General features: G+C 45.5%; 16 protein-coding genes. 6 read left to right on the plus strand and 10 right to left on the minus strand.

Features of this window, described 5'->3' with window-relative positions:
* Nucleotides 1–504: 504 nt before the first annotated feature.
* The 4 genes from R7040_RS23130 to zntR all read right to left on the minus strand — a co-directional run bounded on the left by R7040_RS23130 (nt 505) and on the right by zntR (nt 6,923).
* Nucleotides 505–2,640 (minus strand): lysine decarboxylase CadA, encoded by a 2,136-nt coding sequence (locus R7040_RS23130; RefSeq protein WP_318081607.1) that lies wholly within the window; start codon nt 2,638–2,640, stop codon nt 505–507.
* A 117-nt stretch (nt 2,641–2,757) separates the two neighbouring features.
* Entirely contained in the window at nt 2,758–4,101 is a 1,344-nt protein-coding gene (gene cadB / locus R7040_RS23135; RefSeq protein ID WP_005434864.1) for a cadaverine/lysine antiporter, read from the minus strand.
* A gap of 697 nt (nt 4,102–4,798) precedes the next feature.
* A complete protein-coding gene (gene cadC, locus R7040_RS23140) occupies nt 4,799–6,361 on the minus strand; it encodes a lysine decarboxylation/transport transcriptional activator CadC (RefSeq protein WP_005382530.1) in 1,563 nt (520 codons plus the stop codon).
* A gap of 163 nt (nt 6,362–6,524) precedes the next feature.
* The gene (zntR, locus tag R7040_RS23145; protein ID WP_005382529.1) at nt 6,525–6,923 is read right to left on the minus strand and encodes a Zn(2+)-responsive transcriptional regulator; all 399 of its coding nucleotides are present in this window, start codon (nt 6,921–6,923) and stop codon (nt 6,525–6,527) included.
* Between the two features lie 265 nt (nt 6,924–7,188).
* Between zntR and purH the strand changes: the two genes are divergently transcribed.
* Both purH and purD read left to right on the plus strand, forming a co-directional pair.
* Nucleotides 7,189–8,781 (plus strand): bifunctional phosphoribosylaminoimidazolecarboxamide formyltransferase/IMP cyclohydrolase, encoded by a 1,593-nt coding sequence (gene purH, locus R7040_RS23150; protein ID WP_130545077.1) that lies wholly within the window; start codon nt 7,189–7,191, stop codon nt 8,779–8,781.
* A gap of 194 nt (nt 8,782–8,975) precedes the next feature.
* Nucleotides 8,976–10,265 carry a phosphoribosylamine--glycine ligase gene (purD, locus tag R7040_RS23155; RefSeq protein ID WP_318081606.1) on the plus strand — a complete coding sequence of 430 codons (1,290 nt, stop codon included), beginning with the start codon at nt 8,976–8,978 and terminating at the stop codon, nt 10,263–10,265.
* Nucleotides 10,266–10,349: 84 nt separating this feature from the next.
* Here the strand turns inward: purD and R7040_RS23160 are convergent, their stop codons facing one another.
* Entirely contained in the window at nt 10,350–11,048 is a 699-nt protein-coding gene (locus tag R7040_RS23160; protein ID WP_025768990.1) for a DUF1481 domain-containing protein, read from the minus strand.
* A 39-nt stretch (nt 11,049–11,087) separates the two neighbouring features.
* Nucleotides 11,088–11,360 (minus strand): nucleoid-associated protein HU-alpha, encoded by a 273-nt coding sequence (gene hupA / locus R7040_RS23165; RefSeq protein ID WP_005382524.1) that lies wholly within the window; start codon nt 11,358–11,360, stop codon nt 11,088–11,090.
* Between the two features lie 253 nt (nt 11,361–11,613).
* On the opposite strand from hupA, the gene R7040_RS23170 reads away from it, so the two are divergent.
* Entirely contained in the window at nt 11,614–12,747 is a 1,134-nt protein-coding gene (locus R7040_RS23170; protein ID WP_005382522.1) for a hemolysin family protein, read from the plus strand.
* 79 nt (nt 12,748–12,826) lie between these two features.
* On the opposite strand, the gene R7040_RS23175 is transcribed toward R7040_RS23170, so the two are convergent.
* Nucleotides 12,827–13,414 carry a YjaG family protein gene (locus R7040_RS23175; RefSeq protein ID WP_005382520.1) on the minus strand — a complete coding sequence of 196 codons (588 nt, stop codon included), beginning with the start codon at nt 13,412–13,414 and terminating at the stop codon, nt 12,827–12,829.
* A gap of 66 nt (nt 13,415–13,480) precedes the next feature.
* Between R7040_RS23175 and R7040_RS23180 the strand changes: the two genes are divergently transcribed.
* On the plus strand, nt 13,481–14,404 hold the full coding sequence (locus R7040_RS23180) for a D-2-hydroxyacid dehydrogenase (protein ID WP_258470320.1): 924 nt from the start codon (nt 13,481–13,483) through the stop codon (nt 14,402–14,404).
* Nucleotides 14,405–14,406: 2 nt separating this feature from the next.
* Nucleotides 14,407–14,979, plus strand: coding sequence for a uracil-DNA glycosylase family protein (locus R7040_RS23185; protein ID WP_005382518.1), 573 nt, complete (start codon nt 14,407–14,409; stop codon nt 14,977–14,979).
* A 239-nt stretch (nt 14,980–15,218) separates the two neighbouring features.
* Here R7040_RS23185 and hemE read toward each other — a convergent pair whose 3' ends face one another.
* Together hemE and nudC are read right to left on the minus strand one after the other, a co-directional pair.
* Entirely contained in the window at nt 15,219–16,286 is a 1,068-nt protein-coding gene (hemE, locus tag R7040_RS23190; RefSeq protein ID WP_005384692.1) for a uroporphyrinogen decarboxylase, read from the minus strand.
* Nucleotides 16,287–16,533: 247 nt separating this feature from the next.
* Entirely contained in the window at nt 16,534–17,331 is a 798-nt protein-coding gene (gene nudC / locus R7040_RS23195; RefSeq protein WP_005382516.1) for an NAD(+) diphosphatase, read from the minus strand.
* Nucleotides 17,332–17,508: 177 nt separating this feature from the next.
* Here nudC and R7040_RS23200 point away from each other — a divergent pair, with 177 nt between their 5' ends.
* On the plus strand, nt 17,509–18,000 hold the full coding sequence (locus tag R7040_RS23200; RefSeq protein ID WP_005382515.1) for an Rsd/AlgQ family anti-sigma factor: 492 nt from the start codon (nt 17,509–17,511) through the stop codon (nt 17,998–18,000).
* Between the two features lie 173 nt (nt 18,001–18,173).
* On the opposite strand, the gene rpoC is transcribed toward R7040_RS23200, so the two are convergent.
* A complete protein-coding gene (gene rpoC / locus R7040_RS23205; protein WP_258470318.1) occupies nt 18,174–22,376 on the minus strand; it encodes a DNA-directed RNA polymerase subunit beta' in 4,203 nt (1,400 codons plus the stop codon).
* Between the last annotated feature and the right edge of the window lie 11 nt (nt 22,377–22,387).

Raw genomic sequence — 22,387 nt, forward strand, 5'->3', positions numbered from 1 at the left:
TCACTCCGTGTCGGTGGATGCGCAGTATAGGGAGTTGAGAAATTAGTACAAGCGTTTTTTGCAAAAAAACTTTCAACCGAACAAATAGCAATCACTTTGTGTATATACCAAGCGATCTTGGCTATTTTCTCTCATTTAAAAGGATCTTTCCTCAAGAAAAAGGGCGTTTCTACCTGAATTACGATCTTCAAATTTGATGCAATTGAAGCAAATGATCTTCACTCAACGCGCTTTTTCTCTTCGTCCTGCTGTATAAAAGATAAAAAAAGAGCAGAACGATGACGAACTGCTCTTTTGGTCTTTGCTTTTTATTTGGGGTACTTCAGGTGAAGTCTTGGAAAAGAGTTTCTTCTATATAGAAGAAAAGATCAGAGCATCCTTGCCCTTCTCTTTACGACAGATTAGTTAGGGGTATATCTAAATGTCGTTATTGTTCGATGACGCATTGAGCTCGTAAGAGTGGAGCATGCTTGCATTCCCAATGGCGTCATCTTCGAGAGGAACTTAGTTCTTCAATACTTTTACGGTGTAGCTACCATCTTTTTGTTGGTATAGACCGTGGATGTCGGTTTCGAAACCTGGGTAATGCGCACCGATCTCACAGAGCATCTCTAGGAAGTCCAGCACAGGGCGAGACTCTTGAGTCACCATTTCACCAGGAAGTACTAGTGGCACACCTGGAGGGTAAGGAAGGATCATGTTCGCACTTACGCGGCCAACCATTTCTTCCAGTTTGATTTCTTCGATGTTGCCACGAAGCTCTTCTTGCCATGCTGCGTGTGGTGTTACTTTCATTTCTGGAAGTACATCGAACGCTTTGTACATTAGCTCTGGTAGGTTGTATTTCTTAGTTAGGTCATGAATTGCTTGTGCTAGTTCTTGAACGCGCATGCCTTCATAGAAGCTTGGGTCTTCGTTGTATAGCGAAGGTAGGAAGCTCTTGATGGTTAGGTTCAAGTCGTAGCCACGTTTAAATTCAGTTAGACCACGTAGCAATTGCATTGCTTTTGATTTGTCGATACCGATAGAGAATAGGAACAACAAGTTGTATGGACCTGTTTTCTCTACCACAATGCCGCGCTCGTCTAGGAATTTAGCCACCAGCGAAGCAGGAATACCTGATTCTTCTAGTTCGCCTTCTTTATTCATCCCAGGAGTCAATAGCGTTACTTTGATTGGGTCAAGATACATGTGGTTGTCATCCATGTTCTTGAAGCCGTGCCATGTGTCGCTAGGGTCTAGTTTCCAACATTCTGTGGTATCGATGTTTTCTGGTTGCCATACATCGAAGAACCAACTGTCGCTTTCTGCTTCTAGACGTTTGATCTCTTTACGGAAGCGGATTGCGCGATCGATAGAGTCTTGCATCAACTTCTTACCAGTGTTGCCGCGCATCATTGCCGCTGCAGTTTCAGTAGAAGCAACAATGCCGTACTGAGGTGAAGTTGAAGTGTGCATCATGAATGCTTCGTTGAAAGATTCTTTATCAAAGTCGCCTTTCACGTGAATCATTGAAGCTTGTGAGAACGCTGCCAACAGTTTGTGTGTTGATTGTGTTTCGTAGAACACTTTGCCTGGCATCGCTTCACCACTCATACCACATTTACCTTCGTAAATTGGGTTGAAGTTAGTGTAAGGCACCCAAGCACTGTCGAAGTGGATGTGTTTACAATCTAGCGACTCTTTGATGAATTGTGTGTTGTACAACAGACCATCGTAAGTTGAGTTAGTCACTACTGCGTAAGTTGGTGCTGTTGCACCTGGTGTTTTCGCCACTTTCTCTGCAATGACATCGTGGCTGAATTCGCTTTGTGGAATACCACCAAGGATGCCGTATGCGTTACGAGTTGGGCGGAAGTAGATTGGTGTCACGTCGCTCATCATCATTAGGTGAGTCAGAGATTTGTGACAGTTACGGTCAATCAGTACTGTGCTGCCCGCAGGTGCTGAGTACATACCAACGATTTTGTTCGATGTAGACGTACCGTTAGTTACGATGTACGAGCTGTCTGCATTGAATGTACGTGCGATGTATTCTTCTGCATCTTTATGTGGACCTGAGTGGTCTAGTAGAGAACCTAGCTCAGGCATTGAGATTGATACGTCCGCTTTAAATGTGTTTGGACCATAAAAATCGTAGAAGATGCTACCAGCAGGGCTTTTCTGGAATGCAGTACCACCCATGTGACCTGGAGTACAGAAGGTGTATTTACCTTCTTCTACGTATTTGAATAGCGCTTTAGTGAATGGAGGCATGATGGCATCTTTATATGCCTCAGTCGCTTGGTTGATTTTGATAGCGATGTCGTCAGCCATACCTAAAGCGTACTCGAAGAAGCTCACGTTTAGACGTAGGTCTGTTAGTGAAATGTCTAGAGTAGACTGTTCGTTAGCAAATGCGTGAACAGGCAGTTTTTCGTTGATTTGGCTGATACGTTCACATAGCTCTAGTGAGTATTTATCCCAGTCGAACAGCACACCGCAAATGCGTGGGTTCATCTCAATCATTTTGATCAAGTCTTTATCATCTACTGGGTAAACCACTTCGTAGCCCGCTTTCTCAAGAGCAGCGTGAAGTTGACGAACTGGATCTTCTTTAAAGAACACACCCATGTGGTTCAAGATAGCGAATATATTCATTTGGACATCTCCAAGGCGAATGAGGGCGCTCTTTGCCATTTACAGGCAATGAGTAAGGTGAGCGCCGTGTGAATTTGGGTTTTATGGGCTGGCACCTTAGTGCCAGCGTTTTGGGGATTAGTTGCTTGCTTGGGCAGGCATGTCGTCAGCGTGCATTTTCACGTACTGAGCAAGACCTGCTTTTTTGCTGTAGAACATCAAGATAACGAGAGACACGATGAAGGTTGCTGTTAGCGTACCGCCCTCTGCACCTGCTAATGCGATGAAGCAGAACAGACAAGCCACACCAGAGAACAGCATTACGAAGCCGTTGCGTGTTGTCATACCTTCGAAGCGAATCAAGTTAATGCTTGAGTAGAAGTAAGGCAGCATCGTTAGTAGAACTGCGTCAGTCGTTAGTTGGTTGAACAGGTCTGATGCGTGCGCTGTTTTAGAGCTGAAGAACATCAGTACAACCATCAGTGCAGTCATCTTGATTGACGCAAGGATTAGACCTTTCTTAGGCACACCGTTTTTGTCAGTTTCGCCGTAGATTTTAGGGAAGTTGCCGTCGTTTGCTGCGCGTTTACCTGCTTCACCTACTAGCATCATCCAAGAACCTAGCGAAGTGAAACATGCTAGCGCTGTGAATGCTGATACGAATGGTGCTGTCCAGCTACCGAATAGCTCAGTGGTTGCTAGTGCAAATGGCGCACCTGATGCCGCAACTTCTGACGCTGGGAACATGCCGCTGATCATTTGAGTTGATAGGATGTAAATCACACCTGCGATACCAGTACCCAACATAGTTGCTAGTGGTACAGTACGTTTAGGGTTTTCTACCATACCAGTCGATACCGCTGCTGATTCCACACCTACGAATGACCATAGACAGATAAGAACCGCTGTTACTACCGCGTGGCTGTCAGTGCCTGCTGATACGTTCCAGTTTTGGCTGTAAAGCGCAGTATCGAAGTGCGTCCAACCAAATGCAGCTGTACCAACAACTGGGATAAGGATAAGAACTAGACCAAGCGTACATAGACGGCTTACCCAGCTACCACCAAGTAGGTTGACGAAAGTGAAGATCCATACCGATGCAATCGTCGCAATACCTGCTGGGATTGGGTTATTAAGCACAGGGAAGAATACTGAAAGGTAAGAAACACCTGTAATGGCAATAGCCAGGTTACCAATCCAGTTCGCGTGGTAATAAAGAACGCCCGTTTGGAAACCAAATACCGGAGACACTTCGCCAGCATAAGCGATAGGACCACCTTCTTGTGGGTTTTTGGTTGCCAGACGAGCGTAAACAAACGCCAGACTCAGTGCACCGACCAAACAGATCAGCCAACTGAAGATTGAAACAGAGCCTACAGAGGCAAGACTAGAAGGTAATAGTGCGATACCACTACCCATCATATTACCGGCTACGACACCCGTACAGGCAATAAGGCCGATTTTTTTCGCATTCGATGACATAACATCTCCAAATCTATTCTACTCGAGTCAACATGACTCAAACTGAATGGTTATTAGCGAGATGCTATGAGGAAGAACCTGCTCGACCTCGCTAAATTTCGAAGTGAAGACTACGCCCAAAAACTGGGAAAAAAATAAACTTGGGGTTATCAATAAAATGATTAGTTAATCAACATCAAGTTGAGGTAAACATGATAAACACAAAAATATAAAACCATATTATTCATTTAGTTATAAGAAAAACATCAAACCTTCTACCGATAGATAAACTCTCATCAACTCGTTGGTCATCGCGATAAAAGTTATCAACCTCTATCAACTTCCCCATCCCGAAGGGTTAATTCCCTGAAGTGTTGATTCCATAAATCTCTCCCTGATCGCGCTTTTTGACCCACATCAATATTCATCTCGCCTGCAAGAAAGCATCAAAATCATTCTCGCCACATAACTCAGCCAGACACTTCATACAATCAATAGAGATAGAGATAGAGATAGAGATAGAGATAGAGATAGAGATAGAGATAGAGATAGAGATAGAGAAGCAAAGCGGGTATGTATTCCCGTTGCAAGCTTGCGTTGTTAGCTCCTTCGTAAGTCATTGCCCCACCGCCTCACCCTTTTCACTTTTCGACAGCGACAAAAAAGCCCCTCACCGAAATGAGGGGCTAGCATTAGACTGACGTTGAGTCCGAGAGAATTAAAGCATTCGAACGACAGAAGGGTGAACGGCGCGATACATGGCGTAATCAATCGCCTTCATGTTACTTGGGAAGACCAAGTTTTCGCACAGCAGGTACGTCTCAACCGACGTATCAATATAGAAAGCTTCACTGTAAGACTCACTGGCTAAATCCAGATCACCATCCAATTCGGCGTGCTTACCGCGAATCACATAGGAAAGCACTGAATCACGTAACCTCAATGCCTGTCCGAGATGCCGCTTGGCTAACGCCATGTCACCAATGATGGTTTCGTGCAGTGCTAAAGCTTCATAAATTCGCGGTTGAATTGGCCCCACCATCATTTTCACATTAGTCTCTAGTGCTTCACTGAGCTGCTGCATTCGCCCTTTCTTCAACTCCTGTGAGAAATCAAGAGCCTTTTGTACATGGTAAGCAATCAACAACTCAGCTTGAACGTAAGCATTATCCGGCTCGATTTCTAAAATGTTTTCCATCAAGTCGATACCTTGGCGGAATTGTTTAGTATCAGAGACATTAAGGTAATGGTTAGCCTGAACAAACAACTCCAACGCGTCGGGATTCATTGGCATTCCCGCCACCAGCATCGTAGATTTCAATTTGGCATCCGATACTTTCAGCACTTGCATCAAATCCAACGATGCTTGTTGAAGCACTGTCTTTAAATGACTACTGGTTAACGCGTATTGACGACTAAACAACACTTTTTCAGATGAGTTATTGCGATATTCCACCTCTAAAAAGCTGCCACCGTCATTCTCACGAACTCTCACCACAACCGATTTACCAGGCACAATGCCAGAAGTAAACGACGCCTTCTTTAGCATGACTCGGTAATCACTGACTTGAGCAATGTCGGACATCAACTTTTGGGCGAATCCGTCTGCCAAATCGTAGCTTAATCCTTCATTCGTAAAATTATCTTGAAACTTGAACTCAATCAGATGGGTATCGATGGCTTGGGTAATACGCACTTCCGATTGCTTGTAGGTAAACACGCCCATCACTACGACCAACATACTGATCCAGATGAAGTTCATAATTCCCAATCGCCAAGGACTGATTTTGTTTTTGCTCTGAGGTGCTTTTTTCTCTTTTGACATCTCGCAGACCGCGCGAGTTAGAGGACCGGCAGGAAAGGTAACGGCTGGTGCTATAGGTAGACAATCCTCTTCCGATTCTTCAACCGAAGGTGGGATCTCTTCATTTTGCCGACTTGTGACAAACTCTTCATGCGTCATAGTAACCACGTTCGCTACCAGCTTATAGCCACGCTTGGGCACCGTGATAACGTAGTTGGTATTTTCCTCTCGACCGTCACGTAGTAGCTTACGCAACTCAAAGATGGATTGAGTCACCACTTGATCGGTCACAATCGCTCCAGCCCAAACGTACTGAATCAATTCCTCGCGGTTGAACACCTCATTCGCATGCTCCGCTAAGAAGTGCAAAAGATTAATTAAGCGTGGCTCAACAGTAACTTCCCTATCTTGTCGATACAGCTTATTTTCATCAACGCTCAAAACCCAGTCATTGATTTGAAAATAGACTCCAACCATGTATGAAAACTCTCGTATCTACAGACAGCGTTACGCTAGGAATCAGACAATGGTCGATTCCTACAAGTAACTAAAGGCAAGATTATAGGTGGGAAAGCAGCGTGTACCTAGAAAAGCAAGTCGCCAAAAATGCAAACTTAAGTTAAGTGATGCAAGAATGAGACTACTCAAGTGCTGCGAGGATAGAGCAATGTGTGGCGTCATCGTCTGTATGACCACAACAAGCATCATTAATCTTCTTTAACGCTCGGCGAATTTTCGTCAGCTCGTTAATTTTCCCATCAATCAGCTCTAACTTAGCAGAAGTAATGGCTTTTACCTCTGCACAGCTGTGTTCTGTCGCTTCTAACTTAATTTCTAACAGGTCTTTAATTTCATCCAGACTCAAGCCAAGATCTTTACCTTTGAGGATAAAGTGCACCTGCTTTTGATTCTCTTCATCATACAAGCGGTAGCCTGACTCACTTCGTCCTGCGGGTTTTATTAGCGCGTTTTTCTCGTAGAAACGCAATGTATCGGCAGTCACACCACAACGTTTTGCCAGTTCACCTATCTGAAACATAACTTTCCCTATTAACTATCTCGTTACTTTTAAAGCTAAAGAACGACTTTTTTGCAATTATTTTTGAGATGCCAAACGATTGCGCGAGCTTTTTTGTAATAAATTGGTTAGAATACGCGCCATCAAATGTGGAGACTGTTTTCTAACCAGAAAACACCCTGCAAAGGTCTTTACCAAAACTGGCCAATATTTTACCCCAAGAGGTAAAAACAAGTTCATTTTTGGCAAACATCTTTAACTCCGTGAATTTGAGGAAAATGGAAGCATGAATAACGCTCGTCCTATTCGCCGTGCGCTTATCAGCGTATCAGACAAAACAGGTATTGTTGAGTTTGCGCAAGCTCTTGCTGAGCGCGGTGTCGATATCCTATCTACTGGTGGTACAGCTCGCCTACTTGCCGAACAAGGCATCGCCGTAACTGAAGTCTCTGACTACACTGGTTTCCCAGAAATGATGGACGGCCGCGTTAAAACGCTTCACCCAAAAGTTCACGGTGGTGTGCTTGGTCGTCGTGGCCAAGATGATGACGTGATGGAAAAGCACGGCATCAACCCTATCGATATGGTTGTCGTAAACCTATACCCATTCGCAGAAACCGTTGCCAAAGAAGGCTGTACACTAGCCGACGCTGTTGAAAACATCGATATCGGCGGCCCAACCATGGTTCGTTCTGCAGCGAAAAACCACAAAGACGTGACTATCGTTGTTAATGCAGGTGATTACGGCCGCGTAATTACAGAGATGGACGCAAACGACAAATCTCTCACTCTCGAAACTCGTTTCGACCTAGCTATCGCAGCATTCGAGCACACAGCATCTTACGACGGCATGATCGCAAACTACTTCGGCACTATGGTTCCATCTTACGGTGAGAACAAAGACGGTGATGAAGAGAGCAAATTCCCTCGTACGTTCAACCAACAGTTCGAGAAGAAGCAAGACATGCGCTACGGTGAGAACAGCCACCAAGCAGCCGCATTCTACGTTGAAGCAAACCCACAAGAAGCATCCGTTTCTACTGCTCGCCAAATCCAAGGTAAAGCCCTTTCTTACAACAACATCGCAGACACGGACGCAGCGCTTGAGTGTGTGAAAGAGTTCAACGAGCCAGCATGTGTAATCGTAAAACACGCAAACCCATGCGGTGTTGCTCTAGGTAAAGACATCCTAGAAGCGTACAACCGTGCTTACCAAACTGACCCAACATCTGCATTCGGCGGCATCATTGCATTCAACCAAGAGCTAGACGCAGCAACAGCAACCGCTATTGTTGAGCGTCAATTCGTTGAAGTGATCATCGCACCTTCTGTTTCTGCTGAAGCGATTGAAGTGGTTGCAGCGAAGAAGAACGTGCGTCTACTTGAGTGTGGCGAATGGACAACTAAGACAACTGGCTTTGACGTGAAACGCGTGAATGGCGGTCTACTGGTTCAAGACCGTGACCAAGGCATGGTAAGCCTAGACGACCTAAAAGTGGTTTCTAAGCGCCAGCCAACAGAAGAAGAGCTGAAAGATGCACTGTTTTGCTGGAAAGTAGCGAAATACGTGAAATCTAACGCGATCGTTTACTCGAAAAGCGACATGACTATCGGTGTAGGTGCTGGCCAAATGAGCCGCGTTTACTCTGCGAAAATCGCAGGCATCAAAGCTGCAGACGAAGGTCTACAGGTTGAAGGTTGTGTAATGGCATCAGATGCATTCTTCCCATTCCGTGACGGTATCGACGCGGCTGCAGAAGCGGGCATCAAGTGTGTTATCCAACCAGGTGGTTCTATGCGTGATGACGAAGTTATTGCAGCAGCAGACGAACACGGCATGGCGATGATCTTTACCGGTATGCGTCACTTCCGCCACTAATCCTCTCGTCTTCAGTGGGACGATAACTGCGTTGACGGCGTTCACTTATCCTAATCACATAGCATACTATGCTCATAGGAATAAGTTCACTTGTCGCCTTGTCCTCGTCCCACTGAATTAGAGAGGCCATACTCAGGTCTTTGCGAAATATCTGAGTTTGAGCAAACGGTATTTATAAGATTAAGGATTTTCATATGCGAGTTTTAATCATTGGTTCAGGCGGTCGTGAACATGCGCTAGGTTGGAAAGCGGCACAAAACCCAAATGTTGAGACTATCTTCGTTGCACCAGGCAACGCAGGTACAGCACTAGAGCCAAAACTAGAGAACGTAAACATCGATGTAGAAGACATCGCTGGCCTTGTTGCTTTCGCCAAAGAGAAGGCGATTGAACTGACTATCGTTGGCCCAGAAGCACCATTGGTTATTGGTGTGGTTGATGCGTTCCGCGAAGCGGGCTTACCAATCTTTGGTCCTACCCAAGCCGCAGCGCAACTTGAAGGCTCTAAAGCGTTTACTAAAGACTTCCTTGCTCGTCACCAAATCCCAACCGGTGCCTACGCAAACTTCACAGAAATTGAACCAGCGCTTGCTTACGTGCGTGAGCAAGGTGCACCGATCGTGGTGAAAGCCGACGGCCTTGCTGCTGGTAAAGGCGTGATTGTGGCAATGACGCTAGAAGAAGCGGAAGACGCAATCAAAGACATGCTAGCAGGCAACGCATTTGGTGATGCTGGTAGTCGTGTCGTTATCGAAGAATTCCTAGATGGTGAAGAAGCAAGCTTCATCGTGATGGTGGATGGTGAGAACGTTCTACCAATGGCCACCAGCCAAGACCACAAACGCGTAGGCGACAAAGATACTGGTCCTAACACCGGTGGCATGGGTGCATATTCTCCTGCTCCAGTGGTGACACAAGAAATCCACAACCGCATCATGGAAGAAGTGATTTACCCAACAGTACGTGGCATGGCCTCTGAAGGTAACCCTTACACTGGTTTCCTATACGCGGGTCTGATGATCGACAAAGACGGCACTCCGAAAGTAATCGAGTACAACTGCCGCTTCGGTGATCCTGAGACACAACCTATCATGATGCGCATGGAATCGGATCTTGTTGATCTGTGCCTAGCGGCAATCGACGAGAAACTGGATCAAGCGGAATCGAAGTGGGATCCACGAGCATCGATTGGTATCGTGTTAGCAGCCGGTGGTTACCCAGCTGCATACAACAAAGGCGACGTAATTTCGGGTCTGCCACAAGTTGAAATTGAAGGCGAAAAAGTCTTCCATGCAGGTACAGATAACAAAGATGGCGACATCGTGACAAACGGTGGTCGTGTTCTTTGTGCAACCGCACTTGGCAACAGCGTATCAGAAGCGCAGCAGCGTGCTTACGAGCTTGCAAAACAGATCCGTTGGGATGGCATGTTCCATCGCAACGACATCGGCTACCGTGCAATTGCACGTGAGCAAGACAAATAAAAACAACATAAGTTGGCTAAAAAACAAAAGGCGCACTCAGCGCCTTTTTTTATTGTTCTTGTTCGACAGAGTTCGAAGCAATGTTTATTCAGAGATCAACGTTGGCCGAGAAACACAATCAAAGTCATCGTCATTGAGCATCAACAATTCATCGACCATTGCTTTGTTTCGTGACTGCTTGCCGACAAAAGCCACATAACTGTCTACCGATGAGAGACGCTCGATAATAAATTTTGGCAGCGTCTGATTAAACTCGAGTGTCGAGAACACCTTACCTTTGCAGGTTTCAAACGATTGACCATTCCAATAACCTTGAATAAGGCTCTGATTGTTACGAGACTGCGCCTTAACCGATGCCACTACGTCATTCGCTTCTGCTTTGTAGCGCTCTAATTGGTCATGCTGGAGTGGTAAGACTTTACGGTTAACACGATATTGTTGGTAAACCGCTTCGCCATCTTTATTGAAACGGATGTGGATTTGAAAAGGCACCAACTCTTGTTTGGTATCAACTTGCTCGCCTTTTCGAATCAACTCTCGCAACTCACCTTCATCCCAGCGATAATCACTCTGGAACCAACCATTGTCCCCCATAGTCACATAATCAGCCGCCGTACTCACACGAGTGAGTTTCTCTGTCATCCAGTACAAGCTGCTAGCATCTCCCGCAACTTTACCACCAGAAAAATGCGTGAATTGTTCTAAATTAGGCGTTTCAACCGATGAACAGCCAAAAAGGGTAAGGCTAGATAGGAGAAGTGAAGTGAGTAGATGTTTTTTCATGAAATTGCACCGAGGCAGGATACCTCGGTGCATTCTAACTTAGTTTACTGATTCTTTCAGCGCTTTACCTGCTACGAATGCTGGTACGTTAGCTGCTGCGATTTGAATCTCGTCACCAGTCTTAGGGTTACGACCAGTACGTGCAGCGCGGTGGTTTACTTTGAATGTACCAAAACCAATTAGTTGAACTTGGTCACCCTCTTTAAGTGCGCCAGTTACACCATCAAGAGTCGCTTCAAGAGCAGCTTTTGCTTGTGCTTTTGATAGGTCTGCTTTCTCTGCGATAAAGTCGATTAATTGGGTCTTGTTCATTAGGTTTCCCTTCTCATAGGTTATCGAATTCGTCTCACTCTAAAACATAAATGCCCCATCTGGCAAAGGTTTGTAAGCGATCTTTCGATTTTCTGACGTACTTTTAGCCATAATATGAGTAATAACTCACAATTTGTTACCACATACCCCCTGAAAACCCTTGCTTTCCAAGGTATTTGGACCAATTTATAAGTCACTTTTGCGGTTATAATAGCTGCAAATAACCACTATCAAACTACATTCAAGGGCAACTATGCTGCTGTTATCCATTTATATCTCTATTGCAATCGGCATTTCGTTTATCTGTTCGGTGCTGGAGGCGGTACTGCTGAGTATCAGTCCGAGCTACATTGCGCAGCTCAATCAACAGGGGCATCCCGCAGCTGGGCAATTGGCTAAGCTGAAATCAGATATCGACCGACCACTGGCATCTATTCTGACTTTAAACACCATCGCTCACACGATCGGCGCGGCCACTGCTGGTGCACAGGCTGCGGTTGTATTTGGTAGCGAAGCATTAGGTATCTTTTCGGCAGTGCTGACATTGGCGATCTTAGTGCTTTCAGAAATCGTACCGAAGACGATTGGCGCGACCTACTGGCGTCAGTTGGCACCCACTGCCGCGGTCGCATTGCGTTGGATGGTATGGGCGCTTACACCCTTTGTTTGGTTCTCAGAGCAAATCACCAAGCGTCTTGCTCGTAACCACGAAGCTCCAAAGATGCGTGATGAGCTGTCTGCAATGGCGATTCTGGCACGTGAAAGCGGTGAGTTTGCCGAGGGTGAATCAAAAATCTTAAGCAACTTGCTTGGCATCCAAGATGTACCCGTAACGCAGGTTATGACGCCACGACCAGTAGTATTCCGTGTCGATGCCACAATGACCATCAATGAGTTCCTAGAAAAACACAAAGATACGCCTTTCTCACGCCCATTGGTTTACAGCGAGCAGAAAGATAACATCATTGGTTTTGTGCATCGCCTTGAGTTGTTCAAACTACAACAATCAGGTTGTGGACAGAAACAGTTGGGAGCAATCATGCGCCCAATTCAAGTGGTGCTAAACAATACCACTTTACCTAAAGTATTCGACCAGATGATGACTCATCGCTTACAGCTGGCACTTGTTGTTGATGAATACGGTACCGTGCTAGGTTTGGTAACGTTGGAAGATATTTTTGAACACCTCGTAGGCGAGGAGATCATCGACGAAGCAGATAAAAGCACTGACATGCAGGAGCTGGCTTACCAACGCTGGGAAAGCTGGAAAGAAATGCACGGCGTAATCGAAAGCCGCGATGACGATGAAGAAGATAATGAGCCGGAGAAGCAGGATAAAGAGCCAGAAGCTCAAGAGCCACCGAAACCCGACTCGAAAGAATCGTAATCAGCATTAGGTATAACAGCTTAAACGCACAAACAAAAAAGGCATCCAGTTAGGATGCCTTTTTCTATTTATTCAACGATTAAAGTGCAATACCGATGTTGCTCACACCTTCTTCACGTAGCTCTTCACGCAAATCTTTAATCAAGCTGATGTCACGTTCTACCGCTTCACGCAGCGGACGGAAGATAGCCCACTGGACGTCCCACTCTTCACATACGGCTTCGTTTTCTTTCTGGTTGTCGTTGGTGATTGGCTCTGCACCTTGCGCTTGCTCTAGGTCAGCAACGGTTTGTACCGACTGTTGGCTCACTTTAAGCATTGAATCGAAAAGGTAGTCGCGATCCAATAGACCATGCAGTAACGTAGACAAACCCTGACACGCGTCCATCGCTGGGTAAACGCCGTAAAAATCGAACTCATCCGCACTTGGGAACAATTCTTCTAACTTCTCTAATTGGCGTTCGAAGTTAATTTTCGCGTTCTTAACTGTCAAAATTTCCCATACACTATCAAGAATCGCTCGGTAAGCACGCGGGTCAGCAAATTCTGTATTCTCACAAAACATCGCATAGTTTGGATACATGCGTTCACACAGACACGCCATAAAGGTAATTTGTTGCCAAGGTTCTAGTTTTTCTAAACGAACCTGAAGAGGATTCTTAAGCATAGTCACTCAATCATTGAAGAAAAAAACAGCGAAAGTGTACTTGATTCATCACAGGGAAAAAAGTTAATGCCGCATTCAAATCAGATTTTCCTGCTCTCAGAGCATCGCGACACCTACAAAACGTTACTGGCAGAGAAAAATCTGCCCGATCTTTGCCTCACCGACCAACCAGAAGCCGCTCAGATCGTACTAGCGGATCCACCCTTACTATCACAAAGCTTAGACGAGTTTTCACAGCTTGAATGGGTACAATCCACGTTTGCTGGTGTCAACGCCTTAACATCCCCTAGCCTTCGTCAGGACTATACTCTAACTAACGTTCGAGGCATCTTTGGTCCACTGATTGCTGAATATGTTTTGGGTTACAGTATTGCCCATTACCGCCACTTTGCCCGATACCACCAGCAGCAACAAAACAAACAATGGCAGCCTCACCTGTACACGTCATTAAAAAGTAAAACCATGGTAATTCTTGGTACCGGTAGCATTGGGGACTATCTGGGCAACGCCGCTAAAGCAATGGGGATAAAAACTATCGGTATTAACCGCACAGGTATCCCTACTCCAGGCGGCGAGTTTCATCAGACCTTTCATATCAATGAACTAAGTAAGGCATTTGAGCAAGCCGACATCGTTGTGAATACTCTACCAAGTACACCTGAGACGCGACAGTTACTTAATCGTCAAACGCTCAGCCAACTAAATCAGGCGTTATTGTTTAACGTAGGTCGTGGCGACGTACTGGATGAGGCAGGGTTGCTCTTCGCTCTGAAAAACCGTTGGGTAGAACACGCCTTCTTAGATGTGTTTGATCAAGAACCGTTGTCGGTAGAGCATCCATTTTGGAAACTACCGCAAGTCACCATCACTCCACACATTGCTGCGCTGAGTTTTCCCGAGCAAGTCATCGAGATTTTTGCTGACAACTATCTACGCTGGCGCGATGGGTTTTCATTAAATTATCAAGTGGATTTCGAAAAGGGTTACTAAGAATGTCGTTAGACGAGCTATTGCAGCAAGTGAGGGCCTGCCAGATCTGCGCGGATAACTTACCTTTGGGTGCAAACCCTGTCGTGCAAGCAGCAAAAGGGGCACGCATCCTAATCATCGGTCAGGCCCCTGGCACACGTGTACACAAAACCTCGATACCTTGGAATGACCCAAGTGGTGATCGATTACGCCAATGGCTCGATATCGACAAAGACGTTTTCTACGACCCAAATAAAATTGCCATTGTCCCAATGGGATTCTGTTATCCAGGCAAAGGGAACTCTGGTGATTTACCGCCTCGTAAAGAATGTGCGCCCACTTGGCATAAAAAGATTCTTGAGCAGCTGCCCAATATAGAGCTCACTCTACTAATTGGTCAGTACTCGCAGCAGTACTATCTCACCAACAAACCAAAGACGCTCACGCAAACCGTTCAGCAATGGCAAGATTGGGAACCGGACTTTATCCCGCTCCCTCACCCATCTCCACGCAATACATTGTGGTTAAAGAAGAATCCTTGGTTTGAATCTGACGTCGTACCATACCTTAAAAAACGCGTTCACTCGATGCTTTAGGTTACCCATGATCTAATTGCTTGTTTATCTGTACAAGAAACTTAGAACATAAAACCAGAAATTATAAGTATTTGTTTATATTAAATTTTAATGTCTAATGTACAGCTAGAGTAGTAATTAGATCATGGTAGGCCAAATACTACTAGAGCTGTACAGCCTTGAGTCTCAGATAGAAAAAATGAATTTTAGGCAAAAAATACCGGCACTGAATGCCGGCATTTGATTTCAAAAGATCTAACTTACTTGTGGTATGGCTTAGATAGCTCGTGTACCGCTTCCACAAATACGCCCGCGTTTTCTGGCGGCACATCCAAATGGATACCGTGACCTAGGTTGAACACATGACCAGTACCTGCATCACCAAAACCTTCTAGAATACCCGCGACTTCTTCACGGATACGCTCTGGTGAAGCGTAAAGCATTGATGGGTCCATGTTACCTTGCAGCGCCACTTTATCACCGATACGTGCTTTCGCGTCTGCAATGTTGATTGTCCAGTCTAGACCAACCGCATCACAGCCCGTTGCTGCGATTTGCTCAAGCCACATGCCGCCATTCTTAGTAAACAGTGTGACTGGCACGCGACGACCGTCGTTTTCACGAATCAGACCATCTACAATCTTGTGCATGTATTGCAGTGAGAACAGATTGTAATCACGAGGCGTTAGTACGCCACCCCATGTGTCAAATACCATTACCGATTGCGCACCCGCTTTAATTTGCGCGTTTAAGTACTCGATAACGCTGTCTGCCAGCTTATCTAGAAGTAGGTGCAGAGTTTGTGGTTCCGCGTACATCATCTTCTTGATCTTGGTAAACGCTTTAGAGCTACCACCTTCGATCATGTACGTCGCAAGAGTCCAAGGGCTACCAGAAAAACCAATCAGCGGCACTTCACCCTTCAGGTCTTTACGGATCTGGCGTACTGCGTTCATTACGTATTGCAGTTCACCTTCAGGATCTGGCAAACCAATTTTTTCCACGTCGGCTTTGCATGTAATTGGGTTATCAAAAACAGGTCCTTCACCCGCAGCAAAACGCAAACCAAGCCCCATTGCATCTGGAATCGTTAAGATGTCCGAGAATAAGATCGCGGCATCAAGAGGAAAACGGCGTAATGGTTGAAGTGTCACTTCGGATGCTAACTCTGCATTTCGACACAAAGACATGAAATCACCCGCTTCTGCACGAGTCGCTTTGTATTCTGGTAGGTAACGACCTGCCTGGCGCATCATCCATACTGGCGTGTAATCTACCGGCTCTTTTAAAAGCGCACGCAGATAACGATCATTTTTTAATTCAGTCATTCCGTAATTCCAACTGTTAGGCTTTCTGTGAAAGGGGGTATTCTATCACTGATTTAAGTCCAATAGCTGTGTGCTTTGCAACCTGGATCAAGTTATTAACTTTTAAATCAATGCTTAATTTGCACCCAATCGGTATCAGTGTTAAAAATTTGTTCGCTAGCGAAAACTACAATTATAAACTGAGTACTTAGTACTCAGCATCTCATAACGACATCTTACTTACCCCCTCCCTCTCGGAGGGTTTTTTTTATCTATTTATCAGACAATTAGAGTCTATATCTTTCAGCGTTTGTTCGATAAGTGCTCTTGCAATCGTTCCTTTAGGCGCAACAGGCGGCATCTCGTCGATACCAAACCATTGTGCATCAGACAGCTCAGTGTAGTCTGGGCTTAACTCTCCGGATTCATAGTCAGCTAAAAACCCCATCATCATACTGGATGGGAAAGCCCAAGGCTGGCTGCCAAAGTAACGAATATTTTTAACGAGAATTCCCGTTTCTTCATGAATTTCTCGAGCCACGCACTCTTCTAATGTCTCACCGACTTCTAGAAAACCCGCAATAACCGTATACATACCATTTCGATGCCTTGGATGTTGGGCTAATAAGATCTGATTTTCTTTACGTACAGCAACGATAATACACGGAAATATTCTAGGATAATGAAGGGTGCGACATTCACCACACTGCATGGCTAACTGGTTATTATTAAGAAAGTTTCTTCCCCCGCACTGTGGACAAAAGCGCAAACTTTGCGTCATGTGCCCATATTGCACAGCTTTACTTAACAACATAAATAATGGCTCAGGAAAATGCAGGCAGTCACGCAGGGATACTAAAGGTAGATCATGCTCTAAATCGGCCAAGTTAAGCCACATGACGGGCGAACCAGAATACTCACCAATGGGTCTTGCACTCGTTACTGGCAGTGATAACTGCTCTGCTGACCCGAAGGGCACAGCACCATCCACCAGCCAAATTTCACTTCCTGCAACAACACACCAGTATGCATTTATCGCGCGGTTAACATCACCTTTTCTTAACATTACACCATCCCTTTGCTTGAAGTTCGTTCATTTTACTGGCAATCTAATTTCATACTAGAGTTTATCGTTAAGTAAATGTGCACTCTAAATTCTAGTAAGGACAAGAGTTTGTAATAACTTTACTAACTTTGCTTTGCAAAGGATACGTTCGCCGATGGGCGATCAGATCATGAGGGCATGGTCATGCTAAGAAAATTCAAACAAACACAAGACCAGTGGGGTGGCTCAAGTGATGTCATTGATCACTGGTTAGAGACACGACAATCCCTGATTGTTGAATATTGTAAGCTTGCAGCGCTGCAACCTTGTTCGAAAACCAATGTTATTGAACTCCCATCTCCTTCCGAACTGCAGGATTTCTGTCAGCACCTCGTTGATTACATCTCCGAAGGCCACTTTAAAATTTATGACATGGTTATGGACCGTTGGAAAGCAACCGGCTTTGTCGTGACTAATGAGATCAATCAAACCTATGGTCAAATTGTTCTAACGACTGAACCATTATTGAACTTTAACGATAAGTACTCAGAAGTGACTGAAGATGATGAATTAAATGATTTCGATTCTGATATGTGTCTCATTGGGGAAATTCTTGAGACTCGCTTTGAAGTCGAGGACTATCTGATACAGCAAATCGCAGAAAGCCTGTCTATGCCACCTGGGGCTTAGTATTTGCAAACATTTAGAAATAGAGTGAGAGAAAAGACTGACGATCATCGTCGGTCTTTTTTGTTTCTAGCTTTATCGAAAATCCCACCGGAAGAACAAAGCAGTATAAAAAACTAAAAAGGCACCCGAAGGTGCCTTTTTCTTAAGCTTTTAACGATTACTCGTTATATGACTTACTCTTCAGAAGAGAAACCAGCGTTTAGAAGTGCCGCTAGGTTATCCGTTGCTTGCTCAGCAGAAGGACCATCTTGCGCTTCAGAACGTTTAGCTTGACGCTCTTGGTGGTATGCGAAACCAGTACCAGCTGGGATCAGACGACCAACAATTACGTTCTCTTTCAGACCACGTAGGTCATCACGCTTACCAGAAACCGCAGCTTCTGTTAGTACGCGAGTTGTCTCCTGGAACGATGCCGCAGAGATGAACGACTCAGTCGCTAGAGATGCTTTAGTAATACCTAGTAGTTCACGTTCGAAACGTGCAGGCTCTTTGCCTTCAGCTTCTAGGTTACGGTTAGCAATCTTAACTTGTGAGTACTCAATCTGTTCACCAGGTAGGAACTCAGAGTCACCAGAGTGAGTAATAGTACACTTACGTAGCATCTGACGAACGATAGTTTCAATGTGCTTATCGTTAATCTTAACGCCTTGTAGACGGTAAACTTCCTGTACTTCGTTAGCAATGTACTGCGTTACCGCGTGTACGCCACGTAGACGTAGGATGTCATGTGGAGACTCTGGACCATCTGCGATCACGTCACCACGTTCAACTTTTTCACCTTCGAATACGTTCAACTGACGATGCTTAGGAATCATCTCTTCGTAAGCTTCACCGCTTTCACGTGTGATCACTAGGCGACGTTTACCTTTCGTCTCTTTACCAAAGCTCACAGTACCTGTGTGCTCAGCAAGGATTGCAGGCTCTTTCGGCTTACGTGCTTCAAATAGGTCAGCAACTCGTGGAAGACCACCGGTGATATCTTTGTTACCGCCAGACTTCTGAGGAATACGTGCTAGTGTTGCACCAACACCTACTGCTGCGCCATCTTCGATGTTCACAATCGCTTTACCAGGTAGGAAGTAGTGAGCTGGCATATCAGTACCAGGGATCATTACATCGTTACCTTGCTCGTCAACAAGTTTGATAGCTGGACGCATATCTTTACCTGCTGAAGGGCGAGCTGCTGGGTCAGTTACTTCGCTTGAAGATAGACCAGTTAGGTCATCAGTTTGACGAGATACTGTTACGCCGTCGATCATATCTACGAACTGGATGCGACCTGCTACCTCAGTAATGATAGGTAGTGTGTGCGCTTCCCAGTTTGCAACTGTTTCGCCAGCTTGAACTGTATCACCATCGCCTTTGCTTAGTAGCGTACCGTAAGGCAGTTTGTGCTTCTCTTTAGTACGACCAAACTCATCAACGATAGTTAACTCTGTCGCACGAGAAGTGATAACGATCTTACCGTCATCAGCCAATACAGATTTAGCGTTGTGTAGCTTGATAGAACCGTTGTTCTTAACTTGAACACTGTTCTCTGCCGCTGCTGTCGATGCCGCACCACCGATGTGGAACGTACGCATCGTTAGCTGTGTACCTGGCTCACCGATAGACTGAGCAGCAATAACACCCACTGCTTCACCTTGGTTCACTAGGTGACCACGTGCTAGGTCACGACCGTAACATTGTGCACAACAACCGAAGTCAGAATCACACGTTACTACAGAGCGCACTTTCATGCTGTCTACTGAGTTCTCTTCCATGATTTGACACCACTTCTCATCGATCAGGGTGTTACGTGGAATAAGAACGTCTTCAGTGCCAGGTTTTAGTACGTCTTCAGCAACAACACGACCAAGAGCAAGCTCAGAAAGTGCAACTTTAACATCACCACCCTCGATGTGAGGCATCATGTCGACACCTTCGTGAGTGCCACAGTCATGTTCAGTTACAACAACGTCTTGAGCAACGTCTACTAGACGACGAGTTAGGTAACCCGAGTTCGCTGTTTTCAGTGCCGTATCCGCAAGACCCTTACGAGCACCGTGCGTTGAGATAAAGTACTGAAGTACGTTTAGACCTTCTTTAAAGTTCGCTGTGATCGGCGTTTCGATGATTGAACCATCTGGACGCGCCATCAGACCACGCATACCCGCAAGCTGACGAATCTGTGCTGCAGAACCACGAGCGCCCGAGTCCGCCATCATGTAGATGCTGTTGAATGACTCTTGCTGTTCCTCTTCACCGTCACGGTTAACTACCGTTTCAGATGAAAGGTTTTCCATCATTGCTTTCGCAACACGGTCGTTGGTCGATGCCCAGATATCGATAACTTTGTTGTAGCGTTCGCCTGCAGTAACAAGACCTGATTGGTACTGTTCCTGGATTTCACGTACTTCTTCTTCCGCTTCTGCGATTTCAGTGTACTTAGCTGCTGGTACAACCATATCGTCGATACCAACAGATACACCAGAAAGTGCCGCGTATGCGAAACCTGTGTACATGATTTGGTCAGCGAAGATTACTGTGTCTTTCAGACCTAGTTTACGGTACGCCTCGTTAAGTAGGTTAGAGATTTGCTTCTTACCTAGCTTTTGGTTAACGATGCTATACGGTAGACCAGCTGGCACTATTTGCCATAGCATTGCACGACCAACAGTGGTGTCTACCATCTTGGTTTCTGTAGTGCTGTTGCCGTCTTCGTCTACAATAGTTTCTGTAATACGTACTTTAACGCGTGCGTGAAGCTCAGCTTGTTTAGTGCGGTATGCTTTCTCAGCCTCTTCTGGGCCAGAAAGGTACATGCCTTCACCTTTCACGTTGATCTTTTCACGAGTCATGTAGTACAGACCCAATACAACGTCCTGAGAAGGTACGATGATCGGATCACCTGACGCTGGCGACAGAATGTTGTTTGTCGACATCATCAGAGTACGAGCTTCAAGTTGTGCCTCTAGAGTTAGAGGTACGTGAACCGCCATTTGGTCACCATCGAAGTCCGCGTTGTACGCCGCACAAACAAGTGGGTGTAGCTGAATCGCTTTACCTTCGATCAGTACTGGTTCGAACGCCTGGATACCTAGACGGTGAAGTGTCGGTGCACGGTTCAATAGTACTGGGTGTTCACGGATTACTTCGTCTAGGATATCCCAAACGACCGCTTCTTCACGCTCTACCATTTTCTTAGCAGCTTTGATTGTAGTCGCAAGACCACGAGTCTCTAGCTTGCTGTAGATGAATGGTTTGAATAGCTCAAGTGCCATCTTCTTAGGAAGACCACACTGGTGTAGACGAAGGTATGGACCTACTGTGATTACAGAACGGCCAGAGTAGTCTACACGTTTACCTAGAAGGTTCTGACGGAAACGACCTTGTTTACCCTTGATCATATCAGCAAGAGATTTCAGAGGACGCTTGTTAGAACCTGTGATCGCACGACCACGACGACCGTTATCTAGTAGCGCATCAACAGACTCTTGCAGCATACGTTTTTCGTTACGTACGATGATGTCCGGAGCAGCTAGCTCTAGAAGACGCTTCAAACGGTTGTTACGGTTGATCACACGACGGTATAGATCGTTAAGATCAGAAGTCGCAAAGCGACCGCCATCTAGAGGTACTAGAGGACGTAGATCTGGCGGAAGTACTGGAAGTACAGTTAGGATCATCCACTCAGGGTTGTTACCCGATGCGATGAACGCTTCTACCAGCTTAAGACGCTTAGTTACTTTCTTACGCTTAGTTTCAGAGTTTGTTGTCTCTAACTCTTCACGCATTTGTTCTGCTTCAGCGTGCATATCCATAGAACCTAGTAGGTCCTTGATAGCTTCCGCACCCATCTTAGCAGTGAACTCGTCGCCCCACTCTTCTAGACGATCTAGATACTCTTCTTCAGTAAGCATCTGACCTTTTTCTAGATCAGTCATACCAGGCTCTGTTACTACGTACATTTCGAAGTACAGAACGCGTTCGATATCACGTAGAGGGATATCCATTAGTAGACCGATACGAGACGGTAGCGATTTTAGGAACCAGATGTGAGCTACTGGTGAAGCCAGTTCAATGTGGCCCATACGGTCACGACGAACTTTAGTTTGTGTAACTTCTACACCACACTTCTCACAGATAACACCACGGTGCTTCAGGCGCTTGTACTTACCACAAAGACATTCGTAGTCTTTAACTGGACCAAAGATACGCGCACAGAACAGACCATCGCGTTCAGGTTTGAACGTACGATAGTTGATCGTTTCAGGTTTTTTAACTTCACCGAAAGACCATGAACGGATCATGTCTGGTGAAGATAGACCGATTTTGATTGCATCAAATTCTTCGGTCTTATGCTGTGCTTTTAGAAAGTTTAATAAGTCTTTCACAATCAGCTCCT

Source organism: Vibrio sp. 1069 (assembly GCF_033340555.1).